Consider the following 17,262-nt stretch of genomic DNA (forward strand, 5'->3'; position numbering starts at 1 on the left):
CCTTTTGCCTTTTACTGACACCCTTCGCACTCGATCGAGCGGTCCGCGACGTTGTTTAGCTTCTCGCTATCGGGGCTTTCGGAGCGTAGATAGTAGGTCGATTTTAGCCCCAGCTGCCATGCAAGCGTGTAAATTTCGCTCAGATAGCCGCCGCTTGCCTTATCCAGGCTCATGAAGATATTTAGGCTCTGGCCTTGGTCGATCCATTTTTGGCGGATGGCGCCCGCCTTTACGAGCAGGCGCTGATCGAGCTCGTACGCAGGCACGTACGCCTGCCACGTTTTCGGGCTTAAATTCGGCACGACGACTGGGATCATACCGCTTAGATTGTGCTCGAACCATTTGCGCTTATACACCGGCTCGATCGTCTGCGTGGTGCCTACGAGTATGCTGATACTCGATGTCGGCGCGATTGCCATCAGATAGCCGTTTCGCATGCCGTCGCGCTTTACTTTCTCGCGCAGTCCGCCCCAGTCGCAGCTGCTCTGCTCAAAAAGCCCGCCGCGCTTAACGAGCGTCTTGGCGTTTTCGTTCGCTAAATCGATCGGGAAAATTCCTTCGCTCCACTTCGAGCCCGTAAAATCAGGATACCTGCCTTTTTCTACGGCTAAATTTGAGCTTGCCTTGATCGCGTTAAAGCTCACGTTTTCCATTATCCTATCGATCAGCTCGAAGTGCTCGTAGCTGCCCCACTTCACGCCGCGCTCGGCGAGCATCTGCGCCTCGCCCATTACGCCGAGCCCTATCGCGCGCGTTTTTAGATTAGTGTGTTTGACCTTGGCGTGCGGGTAAAAATTTAGATCGATGACGTTATCGAGCATCCGCACGGCGATCGGCATCACGCGAGCTATCTCCTCGCGGCTGTTGATTTTGCTTAAATTTACGCTTGCGAGGTTGCAAACCGCCGTCGCGCCCTCGCTGCAGCCCTTTTCTACGATAAAAATTTCTTTGCCGCCCAGCGCGTCTAGCGCGGTGATCTTTTTCGCCTTTTTTACGATGCCCGCGTCGGTTCTTACATATTCGTTTTCCTCAAACAGCCTCTCGCTGCCGTCGGCAAAGACGACTTTGATTTTGTAGTGGTTCGGCGCCGTGTTTTGAAAAATTTCAGTGCATAAATTTGAGCTTCGGATTATGCCTTGATGCGCGTTTGGATTGATGCGGTTGGCGTTATCTTTGAAGCACAAAAATGGCATGCCCGTCTCAAAATAACTCGTTAAAATTTTCTTCCAAAGCTCCTTTGCCAGGATCGTAGATTTTGAAATTTTATCGTCGGCCTCGTACTGCTCGTAGCGCGCCTGAAATTCCGCGCCATACAGATCGCTCAGATCGCTTACTTCTGCAGGATCGAATAGCGTCCACTTGCCGCCGCTTTGAAGCCTTTTCATAAACAGATCGTTTATCCACAGCGCGGGGAAAATTTCATGCGCGCGGCGCCTCTCCTCGCCCGAGTTTTTGCGCAGATCTAAAAAGTCGCTCACGTCCATATGCCACGGCTCGATATACACGGCGATAGCGCCCTTGCGCGTACCCAGCTGATCGACGGCGACGGCGATGTCGTTCGTGATCTTTAAAAACGGAATGATGCCGCCCGCAGCGTTTTTATGCCCGTCAATGCTGCCGCCCATCGCGCGCACCTTGCACCAGTCCCAGCCGATACCGCCGCCGAATTTGCTCAGAAGCGCCATCTCTTTGTAGCTATCGAAAATTCCCTCGATATTATCGGGCGTGCTTCCCACGTAGCAGCTGCTTAGCTGATGTCGCGTCGTGCGGGCGTTTGAAAGCGTAGGGGTCGCGAGCATGACTTCAAATTTAGATATGAGATCGTAAAATTTCTTCGCCCAGCTCTGGCAATCAAGCTCGTTTTGCGCAAGGAACATCGCGATCGCCATAAACATCTGCTGCGGAAGCTCGATCGGCGCACCGCTTTTATCCTTGATGAGGTAGCGATCGTAAAGCGTCTTGATGCCTAGGTAGTTAAACTGCAAATCGCGCTGCGGCTGCAGATAAGAATTTAGATCCTCTAGATCGTATTTTTCCTTTAAGCCAAGCATTATGCGACCCGCCGCCTCGCCGCGAGCGAAGTAATCTTTTAGGCTGTTGTAACCGCTAAAGCCCGTTACTTTGTGATACAGATCGTATAAAAATAACCGTGCGGCGACGAAAGTCCAGTTCGGGCGATCCACATCGATCTTCTCGACTGCGGTTTTGATGAGGGTTTGCTGAATCTCCTCCGTGGTGATCATATCGCGAAACTGGATCTTTGCGTCCACCTCAAGCTCGCTAAGGCTTACGTTTTCCAGCCCCTCCACTGCCTCGCTCGTGTATTTTTTGATCTTGCTTACGTCAAGTTCCTCGGTTCTGCCGTTGCGTTTGATTACTTTCATATCGTTCCTTGAAATTTAAAAATGCAAATTTAGCGTTAGTTTCCCAATATAAAATACGTCGTCAAAAGAGGCGGCATAATAAATGCCTCAAATCCGCCGTCTTTTAAATTTACGCTAGCTGCGCTGCAAAAGCGCGCATTATAGCCAAAATTGCTTAAGTCTATCTGTCATTGTAAGTATGAGATTTTGGCTTGTAAGTTTTAAAATTTAGCAAGGCATGCAGAAACGATGCGGTAAAATTTGAGCGAAATTTTATGGTAGCGGCACGAAATTCTGCAGGTAAAAATTTACGCAAAGCTTTGCGAAATTTTGCGCCGAAAAAGCAGGAAAACAAAAATCTTTGCGGGCAGGCTTAAAATCCGCCCGCAAAGCTTAAGAATTTAGTTGCGCGGTAGTGGGATAGGTTTGCCGTTTAAGATCATAGAGTTGCTTGCCTTATCGAAGCTAAACTCCATCTTAACTCCATCTCCATCAGGCTTAAGAAACTGCGAGCCGTAAACTTCCGCCATCGGCGCAAAATCGCGCAGGCTGTCATAAGGCGATAGGAAGTCCGTGATGGTCGTATTTATCGTAGCTTTGCCGTCCAAGCTCATACGCTTAAAAAGCTGCGTCTCGTCGATGTAGCCGCCTACTAGCGCGCTTGCGTTAAAAGCAAATTTCTTACCGAGGCTATTTTCAAACGAAAAATCATTCACGTTGATTTTCATATCATCTTTTAGCAGCTTCATAAAAAGCTCTTTATTTTCCGCTAATTTTTCGCCTTCTTGCGGATTTGAGATAACAGACAGATATTTTTCGAAAAGTGCGGCGCTAAAGCTGGTATCGACGCCTAAATGGATGTTTCGCACTAGCACATCGGCGATTTTTAGGCTTTGGGCTTTATCGCTTTCGTTGAAATTTAAAATTCCATCTTTTACGCGATAGCTACCTTCTGTGCTCATATCCGTAACTACGACGAAGCGCTGTTTATCTACAGTTACGACGAGCTCTTTTGTGCTGCCTGCAAAATCTATGTCATTCAAAAAGAGCTTAGTTATATTATCGTCTAGATCTTGGATACCGTTTTTAAAGTTTGCCTCATAGATAAGATCCTTCACATCAAGCCCTGAATCCTTGCCGTCGTCTATAAAAATTTCACCGATTTTAAAACCCAAGGCTTTTATCGTTTTACCGCTCATATCGCTTGTGCCATTTAGACTAAGGCCTGCAAGACGTCCTATTCCGCCATCTTCGAGCACATTTATATCGGCTAGCTTTGCGCTAAATTTAACCTCTGTAGGTCCGTAGTTTAGATGCGTGCTAAGCGGCGCGTCAGTCTTAAACAGCTTCTTGCAAGGCTCCGCGTAATATGGTGTCTTAATTGTTAAAATTCCGTCGCTCTCAAATCCATCCGCAGCGTTTTTTACGCTATGCTTAATAGTGTAGTCATAGCGAAAAGCAAAATCCTCCGGGAAAATTTTAGCAGGATCTGGCTCGTCCGTATCGTTGCTATCTTGCGCGCCTGCTTTTTCCTTTAGCTTGCTAAAGCCCTCAGCAAGGCTTTTTTGTAGTTTCTCTTTTTTTACTACGCCTTCGATAAAGCCGCTTGAGTTGCTATCTCCGGGATAAAATTTAGCGCTCTTAGTCTCGAAAATTTCGTTTCTAGCGATAAATTCCGCAATCTGCTGCTCAATCGCCGCGCTGGCACTCTTGCCGACCGCACCGTCAACCGTTTTGGTTATGCTATCGTTTACACTTTTAGCTACTCCCGTTTTAGCGTCCTTTGTCGCTACAAAAACGCCCACTATAAGCGCTACGATGAGCACTAAAGCCGCGATGATCTTTTTCATCATCTCTCCTTTAAATTTAAAATTTATTTGGGTCGTATTTTGCCGTAAATTTCTAAAATTTTCAAATTCTAGCTTAGTGTGCTTTAACCTAAAAGAAGTTATAATCGTAGCATTAATATCAAAATTTAGGAAAACTTATGGCAAAACAAACGAAATATATTTTCGTCACCGGCGGAGTGCTGAGCTCGCTGGGTAAGGGTATTGCGGCGGCGTCGATCGCGACGCTTTTAAAGCACGCTGGGCTTAAAGTGCGCATATTAAAGGCGGATCCTTATATCAACGTCGATCCGGGCACCATGAGCCCGCTGGAGCACGGAGAGGTTTTCGTCACCGACGACGGCGCGGAGACCGATCTGGATCTTGGGCATTATGAGCGGTTCTTGGATGAAAATTTAAGCCAAGACAACAACTTCACCACGGGCAAAGTTTACAGCTCCGTCATCGAAAAGGAGCGCAGAGGCGATTATCTGGGCAAGACGATCCAGGTGATCCCTCACATCGTAGGCGAGATCGTGCGCCGCATAAAAAAGGCGGGCGAGGGCAACGACGTGCTGATCGTCGAGATCGGCGGCACCGTGGGTGACATCGAGGGGTTGCCGTTTTTAGAGGCGATCCGCGCGATGAGAGTGGAGCTTGGTAGGGTAAATACGATGAATATCCACCTCACGCTCGTGCCTTTCATCAAGGTAGCTGGCGAACTCAAAACTAAGCCCACGCAGCACAGTGTAGGCGAGCTGCGCCGCATCGGTATCAGCCCCGATATGATAATCTGCCGCTCCGAAATGCCGCTAAATCGCGCACTTAAAGATAAGATCGCGCTAAGCTGCGGCGTGGATAAAAACTGCGTCATCGAAAGCCCGGATAGCGCGAGCATCTATCAGATCCCGCTTGCGTTTTTGAAACAGGATATTTTAACGCCGATCGCAGAGACCCTAAGCTTAAATAAACTCGAAGTCGATATGAGCAACTGGGACAGCCTCGTTAAGCGTGTCATCGTGCCTACGAACGAAACCACGATCGCCTTCGTCGGCAAATATATCGATCTGAAAGAAAGCTACAAATCCCTCACCGAGGGGATCATCCACGCTGGCGCGACGCTTGATACGCGGATAAACTTAAAGTGGGTAGATAGTGAAAAAATTGAAGCTGCAAATGTAGATGAAATTTTCCGAGACGTAAACGGAATTTTAGTCGCGGGCGGCTTCGGCTCGCGCGGGATAGAGGGTAAAATTTTAGCCATAAACTACGCGCGGGTGCATAAGGTGCCGTTTTTGGGCATCTGCCTGGGGATGCAGCTTGCGATGGTGGAGTTTGCGCGCAACGTCTTAAAATTAAAGAACGCTAACTCCTCGGAATTTGACCCGCAGACCGAAGATCCGGTGATCTACCTCATCGACAGCTTTATCGACGCAAGCGGCAAAAAGCAGATTCGCACGCACAAATCCCCTATGGGCGGCACTATGCGGTTGGGCGGCTATGACTGCGACGTCAAAAAAGGCTCGCTTTTGGGTAAAATTTACGGCGAGCAAAAAACCATCCGCGAGCGCCACCGCCACCGCTACGAAGCCAATCCGAAGTACCGCGCCGAGTTTGAAAAGCACGGTCTTATCGTCTGCGGCGAGAGCGACGGGCTTATCGAAGCGGTCGAGCTAAAAAACCATCCGTTTTTTCTGGGCGTGCAGTTTCACCCGGAATTTACCAGCCGTCTAGTGCGCCCAAATCCCGCTATTTTGGGCTTTATCGAAGCATCTATAAAAAATGCTAGGTAAAAATGAGATAAGGGAAATTCTAAAATCGAGATTTGCGAACGATCGGCATACTAAAATTTCTGAAATTCCCTTACCCTGCGAGCTAAAGGATACCTATAAGGCGGCTTTGCGCATAAAAACTGCCATCGAAGAAAACCAGCGCATAGCCGTAGTCGGCGATTACGACGTCGACGGTATCGTAAGCACCGTCATAATGAGCGATTTTTTCAATCAAATAGGCGCGGAGTACGTTATTAAGATACCAAACCGCTTCACCGACGGATACGGGCTAAACAGCGAGATTATAGAAGAGCTTGAGGACGTAGATCTCATCATTACCGTAGATAACGGCACCTCCGCGACGGAAGCCGCCGAAATTTGCGCCCAAAAGGGGATCGATCTCATCATCACCGATCATCACATGCCCCCGCCCGTGCTGCCGAGAGCTTACGCGATAATCAATCCGAAGCAGCCTGACTGCACCTTCCCAAATATCGAAATTTGCGGCGCACAGGTAGCGTGGTATCTCGTAGGCGCGCTAAAAGAAACCCTCGGCGTAAACTACGATATGGCAAGCTCAATGGATATCCTCATTATCGCCATAATCGCCGATATGATGGAGCTACGCGATATGAACCGCGCGCTTTTGCGCTTCGGCATCAAGCGGCTAAATAGCTCAAACCGCGCCTGCTTCAAGGCGATTAAAGAGCATTATTTTAAAAAGCATTTCGAATTTGACGATATCAGCTACACGATCGCGCCGCTAATCAACTGCACGGGGCGGATGGACGATGCTACGATGTCGTATAACTTTTTATGCGCCAAAAATATCAGAGAGGCAAACCACTACCTAGAGACGATAAATTCGATCAACAACTCGCGCAAAGAGGAGGAGAAAAACCTCTACGACGAGATCGTAAAAAGCGTCGATCCGAGTGACAACGTCATCGTCGTGTGGGGTCCGCAGTGGCACGAAGGGATCATCGGCATCGTCGCAAGCCGCCTAAGCAAGACCTACAAAAAGCCCGCGATCGTCTTTAGCGTAAGCGACTCGCGCGCCAAAGGAAGCGCGCGCAGCATCGGTAAATTCGATATTTTAGAACTGATCTCCTCGCAAAGCGAAATTTTAACGACCTTCGGCGGGCACAAGGGCGCTGCGGGCGTGGGGATCGATCCTGCGCTACTTCAGGAGTTTAAGCGGCGCGTAAATGAGCGCATTACACCTAAGGATCTGAGCGATTTTAGCGCGCAAGACGATCTGCTGGGCGAGCTGGACGCGTCGCAGATAGATTTCGAGCTGCTTGAAATTTTAGAATTTTACGAGCCGTACGGGCAGAAAAATCCTCGCCCGCTCTTTTGTATCAAAGGCGCGCGCGCGCGCAATATCAGGGAGATCGGCAAGGAGGGCAAGCATATCAAAATGGCGCTTGATAAAAACGGCAGCAGCGTCGAGGCGCTGTTTTTCAACTACGACTTTTTGCCGCGCGCGGGCGAGCGGGTGGACGTGATCTTTACGATTAGCAAAAACAACTTCCGCGGCACGATCACGCCAGAGCTCATCATCAAGGAGCTAACCCCGAGCGAAAGCTAAATTTTAAAATTTAGGCTACTTTGACGTGCATTTCGCTCCGGACACGGCCTTTAAATTTAACTCTCGATCTATGAGCTAGGCCGCGCATTGCGCACTCGGCGGGTTTACCCTACTACAGCGCCCGTCTGCTCTACTCGCCCGATATGTATTGCGCGCCTGGCGCATTGCCCTATTACAGCGCCTATCTGCTCGATTAGCTTGGCGCGCATTTGCATGCTTGACGCGACTTTGAAATTTAACGCGCGAGCTATGGATTTGACTTGCGATGCGAACTCAAGCGTGCGATTTCGGGGCTAGACACAGCGCGCAAACGCGATGTGTTATTTTCAGCTCCCGCGCGGTTTACAAACTCGGCGAAATTTTTGGGCGCGGTAAAAGTAAAATTTAAACGTTTTGGAATTTTAAAATTTTGCGAAGGCGAGCGGGAGCAGGCGGAAACAAACAAAACGACCCTGCAAATGGAATTTTGGATAAAATTTTATGAAGCGGCGGGCGGGCTAAATTTTAAAATTTGACCCGTCCTTAAGCTTAGAGGTTAAAAAACCACCACTAAAAACCACTTAAACGGCACCGGCGCGGAGATCGCGTGCGGCAAGCCCGCAGGCATGACGATGCTTTGCCCCGCTTTTACGCGGTGCTTCTGCCCGTCGATCGTGAAATCGCCCTCGCCCTCAAGCACATAAACGAACGCGTCGCCGTCGGATTTGTGCGAGCTGATCTCCTCGCCGCCGTCGAAGGCGAAAAGCGTCATATTCAGCGCAGGATTTTGCGCAAGGGTGCGCGAAATCACCTTATGAGGGGATACTTCGACTAGCGAAGCAAGCTCTACGGCCTTAGCGGCGTCGATATTTTTGATGTGTTGCATAAGCTCTCCTTGAAATGAAATTTGATCGATTGTAGCTAAAATTTAGCAAGCCCGCTTTGATGAGCATCAATCCGGATCCGCGCTGAAAGGATTTTTCAGAAAGATCGGGATGAAATTTATCAGATATAGCGCGACCGCGGCGATGAAAAGCGCCGAGGGGATCATCACGTATAAAATAAAGCTCTCGCCCGCAAAAACGGCTCTTAAAGCTCCCGCGCTCAGAGCCAAAACGAGCGCCGCGCGGCTTAGGCGCGGAAAATTTAGCGGCGAAATTCCGCTGTGGCGCTGTCCGGCGATCATCCCTACGAAAAGTATCGCTCCATACATATAGCAGATCGCGATGACGTGCAGCGGCGCGGCAGCGTATCCCCCGCGGATCAGCTCCCAACCCAGCCACAGGTATCCCGCCGCGCACGCAGCCTGCAACGCGTAGTAAAACGCCATATAGTGGCGGCTTAGAATTTCGGCGTAGTGTAGCTCGCGAAGCTTCGCCAAAAACAAAAACCCGATGCCAAGCGCGATAAATCCGCATGCCGGCTCGCTTAAAAAGGGCGTCGCGAGCGCCAAGGCAAAGGCGAGGAAAGCGGCTAAATTTTTGTAGATAAAATTTGGAATAAAAACGGCGTCGCTTAGCCCCGCCTCCCTTAACGCTTCGTTGCCGATGACGACGCTTATGCGGTAGCTTACGACGGCGATCGCCGCGACGTTGATATGCACGAAGCTAAGCAAAAACTTCTCATCCCCGCTTATGCCATAGGCCGCAGAGCAGGCGCAAAACGCCGCAAGGACCGCCAGGATGCTAAAATTATTCGAGTTTTTATCCAGCCACAAAAGCCATGCCGCAAAGATGAAAAATACCGCCCAAAACAGCCCCGTAATCGCAGCCGCAAGCCGCAAATTTAAAAAGCTCGCGATAAAAGCTGCGATCAGGCAGGCGGCAAAAGCAAGCGAGACGGGCTTTAGCGAGCCCTCGAAGTTCGTCCAATCGGGCAGCGCGGTAAGCAAAAACGCTGCGTAGATGCACGAGGGCGCCAAAAACAGAAAGTAAAACTTATGCGCGGCGACGTAATCGATCGCCAGCGCATCTGGCGCTAAAAAACTAAGCGCGCCCAGCGCCGCAAAAAAGCAGGCGCAAAGAACGAAAGCGCGCATCGGATGGGAGAAAAAATTCCTAGCGCGCTCATCTTTAAATTTAGGCGCGTAAAAGCCTAGCTCTTGCTGCTGCGCCCCGCACGGCTTCGGATTTTTGGGATCCCGTGGCAAAACGGGCCCTGCTTGATTTTGCATGGAATTAGCTTTGAAATTCGGATCGGAATTTTTAGTGCTTTGCGAGAAGTTTTGAACAGAATTTGGCTCGGCATAGCTTTGCGCGGAGGCGGGTTTGGAATTTTGACTTTGATCGGAATTCTTGGCGCTTTGTAAGAGGTTTAGCGGTAAATTTTGCTCGGAATTTTTAATGCTCTGCGAGAAGCCTTGTGCAGAATTTGGCTCGGCGCTTCTGCCGTTTTGTGAGAAGCCATGTGCGGAATTTTGATTTTTGAAACTTTGCACGGGTTCCGCTTCCAAGCTGCGAGCGGAATTTTTGAAATTTCGCGTAGAAATTCCGCCTGAATTTTTAAAATAATCTGCGCCAAATCCACAACGCAGACGGGCGTCTGGGTTCGTACCAAATCTGCAATGCGGGCAGGCGGCACGAGCGGGGCGGTCGGATACGCGCTGCAAAGGATCGTTCGCGTTAGAGCTGCGTCGCAAGCTAGCACTCGCGCTGGAGTCACGGCGTGAGCGGGTATCTCGGTTTGCGTTAACGCGCCGTAAGTAAGTACTCGCGCTAGAGCCGCAGTACATATCTCTGCTAGATTTCGACGAATTTTGTGCTGCAAAACCGCAGCGCACTGCGCCGTTCAAGAGCACGCTCACGCTATAATCGCAGCTCAAACGGCTGCGCAGCCCATATTTTGGTGCGATAAAACGACGGTGCCAGGCGTCCTGCGAAAGGCTATATCCGCTTACGCTAAGATCGCAGCGCCCGATGTCCCGAAAGAGCCTGTCTATGCAAGCAACGAAATCATAACATTTAGTATCTCGCAAGAGCCTGTGTCCGCACGCACCGACATCGCGACATCTAATACTTTGTAAGAACCCATGCTTGCATGCGCCGAAATCGTCGCATCTAGCGTCCAACAGAAGCCTGTGGTTGCATACGCATGGATCGCGATGCACGCCAAAGCCCCGCTTGTTCGCACCTAGGCTGCAACGTAAGTTCAAATTTTGTGCGGAGTCTCCCTGCTTACGCGCACCAAAGATAAAATTTCTACTCATAATAGCTCACTCCCCCGAATTGCTCGCTTACCACGCGCTCTTCGTACCGATCGTCGCGCGCGCTTAGCGGCTCATCAAGCCTCACGACGCGCCTAAGCCCCATCCCTTTGGGATCAAGCTCGATGATCTCGTAGCTTAGGCGTGTAGCTTCGAAGCGGTCGTGGGTCACTAAAAGGCAGGCAAGTCCCTCACGTTCGATCTTTGATACTAAAATTTCGATCAGCACGCCGCGCAGATCGCGATCCAGACCCACAAACGGCTCATCAAGCAGCGCTAGATCGCAGCCGCTAAGGATCGTGCGCAAAAATGCCGTGCGCTTTTGCATGCCGCCGCTTAGCTCGCGCGGGAATTTATTCAGATCGCTCGGACTTAGCCCGATCTTTGCGGCGAGGGCGTAAATTTCGCTCATGCCCGCGGGGCTAAAAATTTCGATATTTTTAAGCGCCGTGAGGTTTGGTAACAGGCGGTTTTCTTGAAACAAAAAGCTGATTTTCTTAAAGCCGTTTTCGATCTGCCCGCTTTTTTTATCCTCCAGCCCGCAGACCAGCCGCAAAAGCGAGGTCTTGCCGCAGCCGCTGGGGCCAAAAAGCGTCTTTACTTCGCCCGCACGCAGCCGCAGCGAAAAATCGGAAATTATAACGTCGCGCAGAATTTCGTAGCGCAGATTTGAAATTTTTAGCATCATCTGCTCCACGGCATCAGTAAAATTTCAAGCGGCTTGGTCACGAGATAATCGAAAAGCGCCGTAAAGGCTATGACTAGGCACACATACGCCATGACCTCGATCGTATCGATATTTACGCGCGCTTCGGCGATCTTTGCGCCGATGCCGTCGTTAGCACCCAAAAGCTCCGCCATCACAAGCACCTTCGCGCCGTTGCTGACCGCGACGTAGATCGCAGGGAGCAGCCGCTCGATTAGGTGCGGCGCGTAGAGGTAGCGCAGTTTTTTTAAAATTGGGCTTTTGTAGCTGTCGAAAAGCTCGGTGTATTCGGCGCTCACGCTAGCCATCGCCTGCGCCGCGGACGCAAAAGTCATCGGCGCGACGACGATAACGACGGTAAAAAGCACGCTCGTATCGCCGAAATGAAACCAAAATATCGCAAGCACGATCCAAACGATGGGCGGCGTCGAGAGAAGTACGGTAATTAGCGGGTTTAAAAAGGCTCGCAGGCTTTTGAAATACCCGGCCGCAAGCCCGCTGCAAATCCCCGCAAAAAGCGCGAGGAAGGTGCCTGCAAGCGCGCGCTTAAGCGATAAGGCCAGATCGTTTGCGGCGAAATTTTTTAAAATTTCGCACGCCTTAGAAAAAACAGTCGCGGGTTCCGGAAGAATAAGCGGCCCGTAAGCCTCGCTCGCCACCTGCCAAACGGCTATAAAAAAGCACACCGCCCCTAGGCTCGCAAAGCCGCCCCACAGATAGTCTATGACGTAAAACGCGGGGTTTTGAGCTTTGCGAATTTTATCGATTTTTAGCATAGAAAAAATTCGTCCTTAGGCATCGCGCCGCCGAGGAGCTTAGGGTTAAATTCCATCAGAATTTCATAAAATTTCAAAAGCTCGTCTTTGATCTCGCTAGGCTTTTTGACGCACAAATTCGACGTATCGATGCTCATAAATATCGCAGGCGGCGGCGCGGGAAAGAAATTCGTCCCGATCGCCGCGGCGCTTTGTTTGTTCGCTTTGATCCACGCAAGCGCGTCTGCCAAATCGGCGTTTAAAATTTCAAAATCCGCCTTTTTCGCGACGTAAAAATCGGTATCTGCGATGATGCCAGCCTGCGGGATGATGGGCTTTACCGAAAACGCCTGCGCCCACATATCGCTTAAATTTGCTCCTCGTTGCACGGCGATACCCGATACTTTGCCCTTTAAGATCATGGCGCTTGCTAACGGCTCCACCGTGATTGCGACGTCGTAGTCCTTGGCCAAAAACAGCTGCGCACTCTCTGCGGGGCTAGCGGTGTAGTCGATGTTTAGTCCGCTAATGCCCTGCTTTTTCGCTATGGCTCGCACGATGATGTCTAGCATGTCGTTTTTAAAAGGCATTACGATCTTTTTGCCCTTCAGCTGAGCAAATTCCGTTATCTTCTCGCCCTTGCTCATCACAAAATTTAGCCCCTCGGTGAGGATATTTACCATACCGATCTTGCGCCCCTGATTTGCGAGGTTCATCCCCACGTTGCTAGGGCTCATCATGACCTTGTACTCGCCGTTTGCCACGCCTGCGCGCAGCTGATCGGGATCGCGCCAAAGCTCAAGCTTCGCGTCGTATTTTTTGCCGATCTGCCCCTGTATGCACGCAACGCCTATGATGAGACTAGGCATCGCGGGCGCGCCGTAAATAGTAAAAGTCTCCTTTGCAAAAAGAGGGCTAGCAAGCCCGCTAGCCGCCAACGCAGACGTTAGTTTTAAGAAATTTCTTCTTTGCATCTTCTCCTCTTTTCATTCCTGCCAAACGGCAAGATTTTGATAATCGATGTGCAATTATATCAAAAATAGGAGTGATTCGGTTTGATTAAGCTCAATAGTCCGGTTTTAAATTTTAATGCACAAAATTCAAAATGTCCCGCAGCGGTAAAATTTTATGCTAAAATGGAGAAAATTTCAATTCAAGGACATAAAATGAGAAGCGACATCATCAAAAAAGGCTATACGCGCGCGCCGCACAGAAGCTTGCTAAGAGCGACCGGACTAAAGGATGAGGACTTTGAAAAGCCTTTCATCGGCGTGGCAAATAGCTTCATCGAGATCATCCCGGGGCACTTTTTCCTCAACAAATACTCCGAAATTTTAAAAGACGAGATCCGCAAAAACGGCTGCGTGCCGTTTGAGTTTAACTGCATCGGCGTGGACGACGGCATCGCGATGGGGCATAGCGGGATGCTTTATAGCCTGCCTAGCCGCGAGCTGATCGCAAACTCCATAGAAACGGTGATGAACGCGCATGCCCTAGACGCGCTCGTATGTATGCCAAACTGCGATAAAATCGTGCCCGGCATGGTGATGGGCGCGCTTCGCGTGAACGTGCCGACGGTTTTTGTTAGCGGCGGCCCGATGAAAAAGGGCTACACCAAAAAAGGTGAGCCGATCGACCTTGCGACTGCGTTTGAGGCGGTGGGTAAATTTGAAACCAAAGAGATCAGCGCCGAGGAGCTAAAAGAGATCGAGTGCGCCGCCTGTCCGAGCGGTGGCAGCTGCTCGGGGATGTTTACGGCAAACTCGATGAATACGCTGTGCGAAGCGATGGGTATCGCGCTAAAAGGCAACGGCACCGTGCCTGCGCTAACTCCCGAGCGCGAGGCGCTTATCCGCGAGGCGGGGCGACGAATTTGCCAAATCGCGCTCGATGAAAAATATAAAATCCGCAATATCGTGAACGAAAAATCGATCCAAAACGCCCTAGTCGTCGATATGGCGATGGGCGGTAGCAGCAACACCGTGCTGCACATCCTGGCTATCGCGCGCGAAGCGGGGGTAAATTTACAGATCGCGGGGCTCAACGATATCAGCCGCAAGATCGCGCACATAGCCAAAATCAGCCCGAGCCTGCCAAACGTGCATATGGAGGACATCGACCGCGCGGGCGGACTAAGCGCCGTGATAAACGAAATTTCGCGCCGCGACAACGGGCTACTGGGTCTAGATGCGCTAACGGTAAGCGGCGAAAGCCTAGGCGAGCGCGTCGGAGCTAGCGCCATAAAAGACGAATCTGTCATCCGCAAGGTCGAAAACGCCTACTCGCAGGTCGGCGGGCTGGCGATTTTGTTTGGGAATTTAGCCGAACAGGGCTGCGTCGTCAAGACCGCGGGCATCATCGGCGAGCGCAAATTTAGCGGCAAGGCCGTGTGCTTTAACAGTCAAGACGAGGCGATAGAGGGCATCTCGAAGGGTAAAGTCGGCAAAGGCGACGTGGTCGTCATCCGCTACGAGGGGCCGCGCGGAGGTCCCGGCATGCAGGAGATGCTAAGCCCTACGAGTCTAATCATGGGGCGAGGGCTGGGTGCAGACGTGGCGCTGATCACGGACGGCAGATTTAGCGGTGCGACTAGAGGGCTAAGCGTCGGGCATGTGAGTCCCGAAGCGGCCGAGGGCGGCATGATCGGGCTGCTGCAAGACGGCGACATCATCGACATTGACGTGGATACATACGCGATCAACGTGCGCCTAAGCGAGACTGAGATAGCCGAACGCAGGGCTAAATTTAAGCCGCTTGAAAAACCGCTGCCGTATCGCTGGTTGCGAATGTATCGCAAGCTGGTAACGAACGCTAGCAACGGAGCGATTTTGGATGCGTAGAAATTTAAAATCGGTAGGTATCGTAGTTTTAAAAATTTAAATAAGGAATAATTTTTATGTTTGAGAGGAATTTTACCTATAAGGATTTAGAGCAAGTAGAGACTGAAATAGAAAATATACATGAGGCGCTAGCTAATGTCTATAATAATAAGTCATGTATTTGGAAAATTAGTAGAACTCTTGACAAATTAAAAAATTCAAATTTTTCTAGCGAGGAAGAATATTTAATAGACGTATTTGAGTCGAGATATGTCAAGTGTATGAATAGAACTAATGGAGCCATCAATTTTCTACAAAAATTTACAAAACGAAAAGATTTTAAAATTTTATCTAATACAGCTCGCGATCTTATTGATGAAATAGAACAACATTTACTGATTTTAGAACAAAAAGATATTTATTATACAAATAAAATTATGTTTAGAGGCATTATCATAAAATATATTAAATCTATTAGAATATTAAAAATACAAAAAGAAATTGTTAAAAAATCAATAAAAAGTATAGATATTGAGGACAAAAAGAAACTTTATATAAAATTTCTTAAAAACGAGGGTGAAATATATAGAATTTATAATAATTTACCGGATAAATTTATCAAAGATAAAAAAACATATATAAGCCATCTTTCAAATTCTATGTTAAGTGACGCGAAAGAAATCATAGCAAAAGGTATAAAATATAAAATATTTTCTGTATTAAATTTTGTAGTTTTTGGAGCGCTTCTTTGTATACCATATTTTTTAGAGTTAAAAAGAGTACCGGAAATTTCTATAGGAAGCATACCTATATCTTTAGTTGCAGTTTTTGCTATCGGTATATCTTTAACTTTATATTTATATATTCTTGTATTTTTACAAAATTACTTTTTATTTAGAGGCTGGTACGAAAGTAAAAATAAGGTTAAGCTATGTTTTATGGGAATAGATTTCAGTATGATATTGCTAATGACTTTTATACCGGTTATTCATGATAAATTAAATTTATCATCTTCTTCGTATGAGCACATTAGAGATGCAGGTTGTTTGCTTAAGATATGTTTGACTTTACATGCAATATTTTTGTTATCATTTTCCTATAAATTTTGGAGAGATAATAAAGATGAACTGAGCGATATTCTTCTAGCCGCCCTTTTAATATTTATCTCTGATTTGCTGATATTATTAGTTATTTATTTTAACTATACAGATGACTACATCCTTGTAGTAATTCCTATGGTGCTTCTTTCTTTTATGATAAGATTTCTTCAAATTAGTAAAAAATTCTCATATCGGTATATACTGTTTGTATTATCCTTTGTTGTTTTCGTACTTTTGTCATCTGCTAGTGGATTTTTTGTGAGGGCTGTAGGTTTAGCAAACTACCAAATCGATCTCGACATTCGAAAAGACAATATTCCAGAGTATATTCTAAATTTAAATATCAAATGCCAAAGTAAAGCAAGCGAAGATATAGAGTTTATAAAATACACTTGTATATTAGACGATAAGTCAGGTCTGGCGATAAAATTTAAAAATATTCTAGTAAAAGTGAAATCAGACGGTAAATATTGGCTTGAGGTCGCATCCAAGGATAGGAACGAAAGTGAAATAGATAATTACAGGTTTTGGGTTTCGGAAAAAAATATTATCAATTAAAGCCGGTATATTTAATAGCATTTGATTAATAATTAACTATAATTTCACCTTTCAATTTTAAATTTGACAGTCATATTTTTGGGATAAATGCACAGATATTTTTTTGGACTTAAATTCCTAAAACGTCAGGTGAGGGATGATTATCTTGCTATTATTGTGACGATATCTTTCAGCATTTTCAGCGGCAGCCGGGCGGTTATGGGTGCGATGGGGCGGTGAGCTTTTGGAGCTTTTCTTTTGAGTATGGCTATTAGCGGCTACTCATACTGCGAGTTTACGAATCTCAACGGCAACCAACTCGTTTCAAGGGCTGATACCGATCGCGTATTTATAGGCACAACGATCGCGGCTTTTATGGTGAGCAAGCTCAAATTTCGTTACTCGCAAACAAAATCTGTGTATTTTTGGTAATTATAAGGCGATCTAATTTCTGGTTTTGAAGCGCGTTTTGCGTTTGGTTGCAGTCTGCTTTTATTTTACCGGACTACCGCACCTCCGCTATACATATAACTTTTTGCAGCGTTTATAGTGATTGGTATTTAGCCACGTTCAGGTAAACCCATAAACCCATTAAGATCACACATAGAAAAC

Annotated in this window: 13 protein-coding genes; 6 read left to right on the top strand and 7 right to left on the bottom strand. The window is 48.1% G+C overall.

The features are described from left to right. Window positions 1-11: 11 nt before the first annotated feature. Window positions 12-2,384 (bottom strand): ribonucleoside-diphosphate reductase subunit alpha, encoded by a 2,373-nt coding sequence (locus tag Q0380_RS02740; RefSeq protein WP_298959853.1) that lies wholly within the window; start codon window positions 2,382-2,384, stop codon window positions 12-14. 380 nt (window positions 2,385-2,764) lie between these two features. Next, window positions 2,765-4,213 (bottom strand): DUF945 family protein, encoded by a 1,449-nt coding sequence (locus Q0380_RS02745; protein WP_297996776.1) that lies wholly within the window; start codon window positions 4,211-4,213, stop codon window positions 2,765-2,767. Window positions 4,214-4,350: 137 nt separating this feature from the next. Here Q0380_RS02745 and Q0380_RS02750 point away from each other — a divergent pair, with 137 nt between their 5' ends. The 3 genes from Q0380_RS02750 (at window position 4,351) to Q0380_RS02760 (ending at window position 8,067) form a co-directional block, all read left to right on the top strand. Further along, entirely contained in the window at window positions 4,351-5,982 is a 1,632-nt protein-coding gene (locus Q0380_RS02750; protein ID WP_298959857.1) for a CTP synthase, read from the top strand. Further along, a complete protein-coding gene (gene recJ / locus Q0380_RS02755; RefSeq protein ID WP_298959860.1) occupies window positions 5,972-7,552 on the top strand; it encodes a single-stranded-DNA-specific exonuclease RecJ in 1,581 nt (526 codons plus the stop codon). Before Q0380_RS02750 ends, recJ begins: the two co-directional genes overlap by 11 nt. A gap of 362 nt (window positions 7,553-7,914) precedes the next feature. Further along, entirely contained in the window at window positions 7,915-8,067 is a 153-nt protein-coding gene (locus Q0380_RS02760; RefSeq protein ID WP_298959864.1) for a hypothetical protein, read from the top strand. A 20-nt stretch (window positions 8,068-8,087) separates the two neighbouring features. Here the strand turns inward: Q0380_RS02760 and Q0380_RS02765 are convergent, their stop codons facing one another. From Q0380_RS02765 to Q0380_RS02785, 5 genes are all read right to left on the bottom strand, one after another. Beyond that, entirely contained in the window at window positions 8,088-8,417 is a 330-nt protein-coding gene (locus Q0380_RS02765; protein ID WP_297894722.1) for a cupin domain-containing protein, read from the bottom strand. A 66-nt stretch (window positions 8,418-8,483) separates the two neighbouring features. Beyond that, window positions 8,484-10,736: an NnrS family protein gene (locus tag Q0380_RS02770; protein ID WP_298959868.1), complete on the bottom strand. Its 2,253-nt coding sequence runs from the start codon at window positions 10,734-10,736 to the stop codon at window positions 8,484-8,486. Further along, complete coding sequence (locus Q0380_RS02775; RefSeq protein WP_298959871.1) at window positions 10,729-11,418, bottom strand: ATP-binding cassette domain-containing protein; 690 nt, start codon at window positions 11,416-11,418, stop codon at window positions 10,729-10,731. The genes Q0380_RS02770 and Q0380_RS02775 overlap by 8 nt, the downstream gene beginning before the upstream one ends. Further along, a complete protein-coding gene (locus tag Q0380_RS02780) occupies window positions 11,418-12,215 on the bottom strand; it encodes an ABC transporter permease subunit (RefSeq protein ID WP_298959874.1) in 798 nt (265 codons plus the stop codon). Before Q0380_RS02780 ends, Q0380_RS02775 begins: the two co-directional genes overlap by 1 nt. Next, a complete protein-coding gene (locus Q0380_RS02785; protein WP_298959877.1) occupies window positions 12,209-13,168 on the bottom strand; it encodes an ABC transporter substrate-binding protein in 960 nt (319 codons plus the stop codon). Before Q0380_RS02785 ends, Q0380_RS02780 begins: the two co-directional genes overlap by 7 nt. 192 nt (window positions 13,169-13,360) lie before the next feature. Here Q0380_RS02785 and ilvD point away from each other — a divergent pair, with 192 nt between their 5' ends. From ilvD to Q0380_RS02800, 3 genes are all read left to right on the top strand, one after another. Next, a complete protein-coding gene (ilvD, locus tag Q0380_RS02790) occupies window positions 13,361-15,034 on the top strand; it encodes a dihydroxy-acid dehydratase (protein WP_298959880.1) in 1,674 nt (557 codons plus the stop codon). A 56-nt stretch (window positions 15,035-15,090) separates the two neighbouring features. Continuing rightward, the gene (locus Q0380_RS02795; protein ID WP_298959883.1) at window positions 15,091-16,671 is read left to right on the top strand and encodes a hypothetical protein; all 1,581 of its coding nucleotides are present in this window, start codon (window positions 15,091-15,093) and stop codon (window positions 16,669-16,671) included. Window positions 16,672-16,914: 243 nt separating this feature from the next. After that, window positions 16,915-17,082 carry a hypothetical protein gene (locus Q0380_RS02800; RefSeq protein ID WP_298959886.1) on the top strand — a complete coding sequence of 56 codons (168 nt, stop codon included), beginning with the start codon at window positions 16,915-16,917 and terminating at the stop codon, window positions 17,080-17,082. Window positions 17,083-17,262: the final 180 nt, after the last annotated feature.

It is taken from the genome of uncultured Campylobacter sp., from assembly GCF_937959485.1.
Taxonomy (GTDB): domain Bacteria; phylum Campylobacterota; class Campylobacteria; order Campylobacterales; family Campylobacteraceae; genus Campylobacter_B.

Bases quoted from the DNA above. Each gene is read 5' to 3' on its own strand.
- Q0380_RS02750 (WP_298959857.1), top strand. From the start codon at position 4,351: ATGGCAAAACAAACGAAATATATTTTCGTCACCGGCGGAGTGCTGAGC.
- Q0380_RS02740 (WP_298959853.1), bottom strand. From the start codon at position 2,384: ATGAAAGTAATCAAACGCAACGGCAGAACCGAGGAACTTGACGTAAGC.
- Q0380_RS02800 (WP_298959886.1), top strand. From the start codon at position 16,915: ATGGCTATTAGCGGCTACTCATACTGCGAGTTTACGAATCTCAACGGC.
- Q0380_RS02745 (WP_297996776.1), bottom strand. From the start codon at position 4,213: ATGAAAAAGATCATCGCGGCTTTAGTGCTCATCGTAGCGCTTATAGTG.
- Q0380_RS02770 (WP_298959868.1), bottom strand. From the start codon at position 10,736: ATGAGTAGAAATTTTATCTTTGGTGCGCGTAAGCAGGGAGACTCCGCA.
- ilvD (WP_298959880.1), top strand. From the start codon at position 13,361: ATGAGAAGCGACATCATCAAAAAAGGCTATACGCGCGCGCCGCACAGA.
- recJ (WP_298959860.1), top strand. From the start codon at position 5,972: ATGCTAGGTAAAAATGAGATAAGGGAAATTCTAAAATCGAGATTTGCG.
- Q0380_RS02785 (WP_298959877.1), bottom strand. From the start codon at position 13,168: ATGCAAAGAAGAAATTTCTTAAAACTAACGTCTGCGTTGGCGGCTAGC.
- Q0380_RS02780 (WP_298959874.1), bottom strand. From the start codon at position 12,215: ATGCTAAAAATCGATAAAATTCGCAAAGCTCAAAACCCCGCGTTTTAC.
- Q0380_RS02795 (WP_298959883.1), top strand. From the start codon at position 15,091: ATGTTTGAGAGGAATTTTACCTATAAGGATTTAGAGCAAGTAGAGACT.
- Q0380_RS02775 (WP_298959871.1), bottom strand. From the start codon at position 11,418: ATGCTAAAAATTTCAAATCTGCGCTACGAAATTCTGCGCGACGTTATA.
- Q0380_RS02765 (WP_297894722.1), bottom strand. From the start codon at position 8,417: ATGCAACACATCAAAAATATCGACGCCGCTAAGGCCGTAGAGCTTGCT.